7 protein-coding genes and 1 riboswitch are annotated in these 7,178 nt (G+C 50.6%); of the genes, 4 read left to right on the top strand and 3 right to left on the bottom strand.

Translation table 11 applies throughout. The features are described from left to right. Positions 1-381, bottom strand: a 381-nt coding sequence (locus tag ACN4EK_RS08335; protein ID WP_431657383.1) for a hypothetical protein, incomplete at its 3' end; no start/stop codon positions are given. A gap of 176 nt (positions 382-557) precedes the next feature. Here ACN4EK_RS08335 and ACN4EK_RS08330 point away from each other — a divergent pair. Continuing rightward, positions 558-902, top strand: a complete 345-nt coding sequence (locus tag ACN4EK_RS08330; RefSeq protein WP_431657382.1) for a DMT family protein — start codon at positions 558-560, stop codon at positions 900-902. A gap of 6 nt (positions 903-908) precedes the next feature. On the opposite strand, the gene ACN4EK_RS08325 is transcribed toward ACN4EK_RS08330, so the two are convergent. Together ACN4EK_RS08325 and ACN4EK_RS08320 are read right to left on the bottom strand one after the other, a co-directional pair. Next, a complete protein-coding gene (locus ACN4EK_RS08325; RefSeq protein ID WP_431657381.1) occupies positions 909-1,919 on the bottom strand; it encodes a hypothetical protein in 1,011 nt (336 codons plus the stop codon). 105 nt (positions 1,920-2,024) lie between these two features. Continuing rightward, positions 2,025-3,470 carry a HAMP domain-containing methyl-accepting chemotaxis protein gene (locus ACN4EK_RS08320; RefSeq protein ID WP_431657380.1) on the bottom strand — a complete coding sequence of 482 codons (1,446 nt, stop codon included), beginning with the start codon at positions 3,468-3,470 and terminating at the stop codon, positions 2,025-2,027. A gap of 245 nt (positions 3,471-3,715) precedes the next feature. Further along, positions 3,716-3,901, top strand: a riboswitch (cyclic di-AMP (ydaO/yuaA leader). Between the two features lie 93 nt (positions 3,902-3,994). On the opposite strand from ACN4EK_RS08320, the gene ntrB reads away from it, so the two are divergent. The 3 genes from ntrB to ACN4EK_RS08305 are packed head-to-tail and all read left to right on the top strand — an operon-like array spanning position 3,995 to position 7,159. Beyond that, a complete protein-coding gene (gene ntrB / locus ACN4EK_RS08315; protein WP_431657379.1) occupies positions 3,995-4,843 on the top strand; it encodes a nitrate ABC transporter permease in 849 nt (282 codons plus the stop codon). A 17-nt stretch (positions 4,844-4,860) separates the two neighbouring features. After that, the gene (locus ACN4EK_RS08310; RefSeq protein WP_431657378.1) at positions 4,861-6,282 is read left to right on the top strand and encodes an ABC transporter substrate-binding protein; all 1,422 of its coding nucleotides are present in this window, start codon (positions 4,861-4,863) and stop codon (positions 6,280-6,282) included. A gap of 43 nt (positions 6,283-6,325) precedes the next feature. Further along, positions 6,326-7,159: an ABC transporter ATP-binding protein gene (locus tag ACN4EK_RS08305; protein ID WP_431657377.1), complete on the top strand. Its 834-nt coding sequence runs from the start codon at positions 6,326-6,328 to the stop codon at positions 7,157-7,159. Positions 7,160-7,178: the final 19 nt, after the last annotated feature.

Here is a 7,178-nt window from a genome sequence, read left to right as displayed (position 1 = left end):
AGATGTGTATAAGAGACAGAGATGGGGCTTGGGGGCAGGGGCAGGACGATCGCTAGCTGTAGCCGCTGTATTGACTACACGGGAATAGGTTCCTGGGGTAAATTCCTGGCTCCACTCAAGTTCCTGCTGCTGACTATCCGCTTCGATCCGGATCTGGCGAATTAAAGGCGAATTGAGGCGAGAGATTTCACGATCGATTAATACCAGAGCCGTTTGTAGATCGGGATCGAGGGGGCAGTGCAAAGCAATATGCAGCCAACCATCTTCTAAGCTGACCTGGGTGGTCATTTGCTTATGTAGAAGTGCCTGATTTAGCAGGGTTTCGATCGCGTTGGGATTGCCCTGCTTTGCCTGTTGTCGCCACCCACCGGACTGACTCATGCTGCCCTACCTTAATTTCATTGATGGCATTTCTCGATCGTGAGCCATGGATCACCGCATACCTGATAGCATAACCGTCCTGTTTGGCGATCACGCTGAATTTAATTTCTATCTGACGCTACTGTTCAGCCAGACAAAAATATGGTTAACTTTCGTTCTGCTTACTTACTAAATTCATGCTGCAACCGATCGTTCTGCTCTTGATTTCCAATATCTTCATGACTTTCGCCTGGTATGGACATTTGAAGGATTTGAAAACGGCACCGATCTGGATTGTGATTGGGATCAGTTGGGCGATCGCGTTTCTGGAATATTGTTTTCAAGTCCCTGCCAATCGGCTTGGTGTGCAATACTTCAACCTGCCTCAACTAAAAGTGTTACAGGAAATTATCACAATGATTGTGTTTGCTGGATTCAGCGTTGCCTACATGAAAGTGCCTGTGACTCGGAATTATTTCTTGGCAGCGATGTTGCTGGCAGGGGCGGCTTACCTGATTTTTAGTGAGAAATCCTCTTCATAGTCTGAATTAGTTGCCATCACCTACTCCCCATTCAAATCGCATAGCGACGATCGCATCGATCACACTAGACACCGATACTGGAGCATCATTGGCTAACAATTCATTTGCTAAAATGTGTCGCGCTGCTGCCAGATCGTTAGAGCCTGCGGCATCACTGGTATGAAACACCAGGCGATCGATGTGGCTTAACCGAGCGGCAAGCAGTTGGAGCAATGCCATCAGCACCCGATTACCGCCGAAAGCTCCACAGCCCCAAAAGCCCGTGTGAATCACTACCGTGGGGGGAGTTGGGCTGGCTAACTGCGATTCCTGCCGAGCGGCGGTAAATCCGGTCAAGGCGGTAGTCAGGATATAGGTGATCTGGTGGCGGCGGTAAAGTCCAAAGCCGTTGGCTGGCGCTGCGATCGCTAGAATATTGCTAATGGTTGGTGGCTGTAAGGGTGTGGTTGCCCGTTGAATTGCCTCAGTGCTGGCTCTGGCAAAATGATTGCCGTACAGGCCCGATGGTCGCCCTTGGGCAGGATTGCGATCGGTGGCGATCGCACAACGACGCTCGACTCCCCGGACTAAAATTGGTGTTGGTTGTTCGTCCTCTACCGTCCAGGTAGGGATATTGGCTGCTAATAAGGCTTCGCGTAAAGCTCCCAACGCTGGATGTTCTGCCACTTGCATTTCATCTTGGGCAAACAAGCCGCCACCGTAGAAGGCGAATAGATCGGAATGGGCGAAATTTAAATACCAGGCGATCGTCGTTGGGTCAGTAGACGGCTCATAGGCAAAGTAGCCTGACCGGGTCTCAAATGCAGTTTGGTGCTGCTCTGGAATGAATTCTTGCGGCAAGGGTAGCGATCGCCAGCGTGAGAACACTAACTCACCGGAATAGCGGGTGCCGGGCGGACAAGCAATCTGATAAACCATCTGCTTATTGGCATGGTGCAACTGAGGAGGATACACTGCCATCAAGCGGGACAATTCAAACGAATGCCGACAAATTAAGCCCGTGGAATCATCATGCATAACAAGCCATTCCTGTGAGGATCACGTTGAACGGGAGAACGGTTCTAACTTGATATACCCTCTGATATACCCTGATCTGAACTGATTGCCTGATGTATCTCGTGATTAAACCATGCTTTGTAAGCCTGATGCCGTTTGGTTGAGGGTTTGAATGCCCTGTTTGGTTTGACTGATGCCGCTCGCAGTTTCCTGGGCAGCATGATTCAGGGAATTCATCGCAGTCACCACCTGGGAGATGGCGATCGCCTGTTGTTGAGCATTCAAGGTCAATTGTTGACTACTCACAACCACACTTTGGATCTCTGCCATAATCCGATCGAAGGCGGCGGCAGTATTTTGAGCCAGGTCTATGCCGCTTTGCACCGTTGAGGTGCTGTTGGCTGTGGTTTGGGCAGTGGTTTGAATTGCCGTTTGAATGTCCGAGATTAAGGTATCGATCTTGGTGGCGGATAGTTTACTTTGCTGGGCTAGTTTGCGAATTTCAGCTGCCACGATCGCAAAACCCTTACCATGTTCTCCGGCTCGGACTGCTTCTACGGCAGCATTCAATGCCAGCATATTGGTTTGATTGGCTAAATCACTGACTAACGCTGTAATCGTGCCAATTTGATTCGTCTGTGCCTGTAATTGCTGCACCTGTTCAGCGATCGCCATGACAGTTTGTTGTAAGGTACTCATCCCGGCTAAGGTTTGCTCAACGGCCTTCATGCCGGATTCGGATTGAGCCAGGGCTTGTTGGGCGCGGGTATTAGAGGCTTCAGCCTGGGTGGCAGATTGGCGGGAAGAGGCACTCAACTCATCCATCGTGGTGGTGGTTTGATTCACGGAAGTGGCTTGTTGAGCGGCGACCCGTTCCTGTTGGCTAGTTGCAGCGGCAATCTCGGTGGCGGTTTGACTGAGGGCGGCGATCGTTTGGCGTAGGGTGGCAATGATTGAGCGACTGAGGAAGAAGCCGATCAGGGATGCCAGGATTAATGCGACGACTAACAGGACAATAAATACTCCAACCGTATGGCGATAAACGACATCGGCGGTTTGCCGTTCCTGGTGTGCTACGTGTGATTGTAAATCAGTCAGTTGATGCAATTGTCGGGTCAGCGGATCAATGACCTGATAAAGGCGAGTATCTAATTCCGCAATGCGGGACGTATTCCGTTCCTCTAACGCTTGTTTCAACCTCAGGATTTCTGGATTGACTTGGGTCAGTAAGGTTTTAGTTTGATTCACTAATTGTTGTTCTTCAAGGGTTAATTCTGTGTTGAGATAAGCCTGCCAATTTTGTTGAATTGTGGTTTCGGCTGTTTGAATTAGTGCGATCGCCTCAGAGGGTGTTAATAGTTTGCGGTTGGTTTTATGCACCGTATCAATGATAGTAATGGCGTATTGATCGGAGATAGTCTTAAGTTGTTGAAGTGGCACTACCCGATCGTCATAAATCGTACCCACCTGACGATTAATTTGGCTAAATGAATACAGTGAATAGGCACCAACCCCAGCCAAAATTAAGGCAGGGATGGCAAATCCCAGGTACATTTTGGTGCTCAGTTTCATAAGGTTGACTGTTTGTAGGGATCAATATCGGGTCTATTAGTTAGTGCGCCCGGAGGCAGTCACCCGATCGACAGGTTCAGACAATTCTTAAACAATCTCAGAGATTCCTGACATTACAACCAGGCTCGATTTAGCGATCGCTCGACATCCTGCCTAAGGTAGGTTGCACAATTCCCGATCGCAGTGTTAAATTCCTATCTATTAACTTGAGTCAGTCAGCTTAATCTGGGTCGCCTGTAAGCGTGTGAGGTACAGTGCTACCCCGGAACGGAGGAACCAATCTTTGGGGCGAACCGGTTGCTTGGCTAAATCAGGCAGAATCCCAGACCTATTTTTAGTGATGTCTGGCTTCTGACCGATTTACTCAGTACCGGAGGGCATCTCTCAGCCCTAGCCCGTCAGCTAACTCCGTCAGCATTGAGGGAGGACTGGAGAGTCAGCATTTTTCCATGCTCTGACTCCTCAGTGTCTCTTGCCAGTACGGCTCAGTTTGTGTACCTGCTCGTGAGACTGAGGTGCTATATATGCCGATGATGAATCTGGCAGCAGTGTTTGCTGCGATCGCTCAGGCAAGTTGGCATCGAACCAAACTATTTATGGTTCGAGATACAGTGCTGCTGCCTGCTTTGGGTTTCCTGGGAATTCTCCTGCTCTGGTGGGGCGTGGCGCTGTTCCGTCGGGATTTGATGCCAACTCCCTGGGAAGCGTTAGTTAGTAATTTAGACTTTATCCTGAATCCCTTTTACCAGCGGGGCCCGGGGGATTTGGGCGTTGGTTGGTTACTGCTAGCCAGCCTACGCCGGGTTTTAATTGGGTTTGGTTTGGGCGCGATCGTCGCCATTCCGATTGGCTTTCTAGTCGGCATGTCTCGCCCGATCATGCTGGCGTTAAATCCGGTGATTCAAATCTTCAAACCGGTGTCTCCGTTAGCATGGCTGCCGATCGCTCTAGCCATCTTCAACCTGGCCGATCCCTCAGCCATCTTTGTAATCTTCGTAACTTCACTGTGGCCGACGATCATCAACACGGCGTTGGGGGTTTCCAGCGTGTCGCAGGATTTTATCGATGTGGCGAGAGTGCTGGAAATGCCCAAATGGCGGCAGGTAACGAAGATTATTCTGCCCGCCAGCCTGCCCTATATCTTCACCGGATTACGGATCAGTTTAGGCATTGCCTGGTTAGTGATTGTGGCGGTCGAGATGCTGACGGGTGGGATTGGCATTGGTTTCTTTGTCTGGGATGAATGGAGTCGCTTGAACTTAAGTTCTGTGTTTCTAGCGGTCTTCATCATTGGCATCACGGGCTTGCTGCTGGATTTTGCCATGGGGCAATTGCAAGCCTGGGTGACTCACCGCCGTCCCGTCAGTAGTTAAATTTTTCACCACGTACTATGAACACTAATCGTTGGACACGACGAGAGTTTGTGCTGGGCATGGGCGCGACGATCGCGGGGCTAGGAGTATCCTCCTGTACTATCAGTGGCGATCGCTCCGCTAAAGGGCTAACGGATGAAGCGTTGGCGATCAAGCCTGTCGTTAGACGGGAAGACCTGGAAAAACCAGATATTACCGTGGGCTATGTGCCGGTGAATGATTGTGCGCCGTTTGCGATCGCCTGGAAAAAAGGCTTCTTCCGTAAATATGGTTTAAATGTTCAACTGAATCGGGAGGCCAGTTGGGCAACCTCACGGGATGGCGTGATTTTTGGGCGCTTAGATGCGGCTCCCGTGGTTTCCGGGGCGGTCACGAATGCTCGGATTGGGGCGGAAGGGGCACGTCATGCGCCGTTATGTGCCGGGATGACGATTCATCGACATGGCAACGCAATGACCATGAATAAAGCCATGTGGGAGTTTGGTCTGCGACCCTGGTACGAATACAACGGGGACTTAGAAGCGTTCGGGCGGCAGTTCCGTAACTTCTTTGAGAGTCAACCGCCAGAAAATCGCGTTTGGGCGGTGGTTCTGAGTTCATCAATTTACGAATATTTTATTCGTTACCTGGCAGCAGCAGCAGGAGTTGAACCGGATAAGGAATTCCGGATCATCATCGTGCCCCCGCCCCAAATGGTGACCAATGTGCGGATCGGAGCCATGCAGGGCTACATGGTGGCAGAACCCTGGAATACTCGCGCGATTCAAGGCAATGCTGGCGTTGGGTTTACCTTTGCTCAAGGCAAGGAAATTTGGTTAGGGCATCCCGATCGCTTGCTGGGTGTGATGGAGGACTTCATCGAACAAAATCCCAAAACTTACCGCTCCTTACTCAAAGCCATGATTGAAGCTTGCCAGTATTGCAGCCAACCGGAAAACCGGGCGGAAGTTGCCGAACTGATTACCGATCGCTCGTTTACCGGAGCCAAACCTAAAACGGGGGCTGTGGATAAATTCACGCGGCCTGCCATTGTCGGGGATTACAACTACGGTGGGTTTGATGGTAAAGACCGGACTGTGTCCTCGCCGGATACAACGCTGTTCTTTGACCTGCCACCGAATATTCCCCAAGCACCGGGAGAAAACTCGACCTTTATGTGGCGCTCTAAGAGTCTGTGGCTGATGACTCAAGCGGCTCGCTGGGGACAAATTAAAGTATTTCCCAAAGATGCCGATGCTCTAGCGACAAAAGCTTGGAGAACCGATATCTACCGGGAAGTGGCGGCTGAAATGGGGATTCCTTGTCCCCAGGAGGATTACAAAGTCGAACCGCCAGAGGCGTTTATCGACAAGAAAGGGTTTGATCCGAGTGACCCTATGGGTTATTTGAATAGCTTCGAGATCCGCGCCGATCGCCCGACCCGGATTTATCTCAGTTAATCCATAGATTCATTGTTCACTACTGACTCAACCAGGAGGCATGATGGTTAAATCTACCCTACAAACGAACGGCATCCACGGCGATCGCTCAACTCCAACCGAATTTTTAGTGATTGAAAACCTGACCAAGGCCTATCGCAATCCGGATGGGAGTGAGTTCGTGGTATTGGATAATATCAGTCTCACCGTCCAGGAAAATGAGTTTGTCTCCTTAATTGGTCACTCGGGCTGTGGCAAATCGACCTTGCTGAAAATGGTCGCCGGGTTAGAACGTCCGACCTCAGGGTTACTGACTCTAGAAGGAAAGGCAATTCGCAAACCGGGTGCTGAACGGATGATGGTGTTCCAGCATTACTCTTTACTACCCTGGCTGACGGTGCGGGAGAACATTCGTTTAGCTGTGGATGAAGTCTTGGATCGAGCTTCCCATGCCGAAAAATCCCAAATTGTCAATGAACACCTGGCAATGGTGAATTTGACCGCCGCCGCCAATAAATACCCGGATGAAATCTCGGGTGGGATGAAGCAACGGGTGGGGATTGCCCGAGCCTTGGCGATTCGTCCCAAAATGTTGCTGATGGATGAACCATTTGGGGCGTTGGATGCTCTGACACGCGGTAAGTTACAGCGAGAAGTGTTGAATATTTGGGAGAACAATCGGCAGGCGGTGATGATGGTGACGCATGATGTGGATGAGGCATTATATATGTCCGATCGCATCGTCATGTTGACGAATGGGCCCCATGCCCAGATTGGCGAAATTCTGGAAGTGCCGTTTCCCCATCCCCGCGATCGGGCAGCACTACGAGAAGATCCCCTGTACTACGAACTGCGGAACCATGTTTTAAACTTCCTGGATCAGCATTTTGGCGACTGATCTTCCTATCTTGCGGGGA

This window comes from Pantanalinema rosaneae CENA516 (assembly GCF_050753385.1).
In the GTDB taxonomy this organism is placed as follows: domain Bacteria; phylum Cyanobacteriota; class Cyanobacteriia; order Leptolyngbyales; family Leptolyngbyaceae; genus Pantanalinema; species Pantanalinema rosaneae.
The sequence above is the reverse complement of the archived record's forward strand: the minus strand, read 5'-3'. Positions and strand labels throughout refer to the sequence as shown.

Bases quoted from the DNA above. Each gene is read 5' to 3' on its own strand.
- ACN4EK_RS08325 (WP_431657381.1), bottom strand. From the start codon at position 1,919: ATGCATGATGATTCCACGGGCTTAATTTGTCGGCATTCGTTTGAATTG.
- ACN4EK_RS08310 (WP_431657378.1), top strand. From the start codon at position 4,861: ATGAACACTAATCGTTGGACACGACGAGAGTTTGTGCTGGGCATGGGC.
- ACN4EK_RS08330 (WP_431657382.1), top strand. From the start codon at position 558: ATGCTGCAACCGATCGTTCTGCTCTTGATTTCCAATATCTTCATGACT.
- ntrB (WP_431657379.1), top strand. From the start codon at position 3,995: ATGCCGATGATGAATCTGGCAGCAGTGTTTGCTGCGATCGCTCAGGCA.
- ACN4EK_RS08305 (WP_431657377.1), top strand. From the start codon at position 6,326: ATGGTTAAATCTACCCTACAAACGAACGGCATCCACGGCGATCGCTCA.
- ACN4EK_RS08320 (WP_431657380.1), bottom strand. From the start codon at position 3,470: ATGAAACTGAGCACCAAAATGTACCTGGGATTTGCCATCCCTGCCTTA.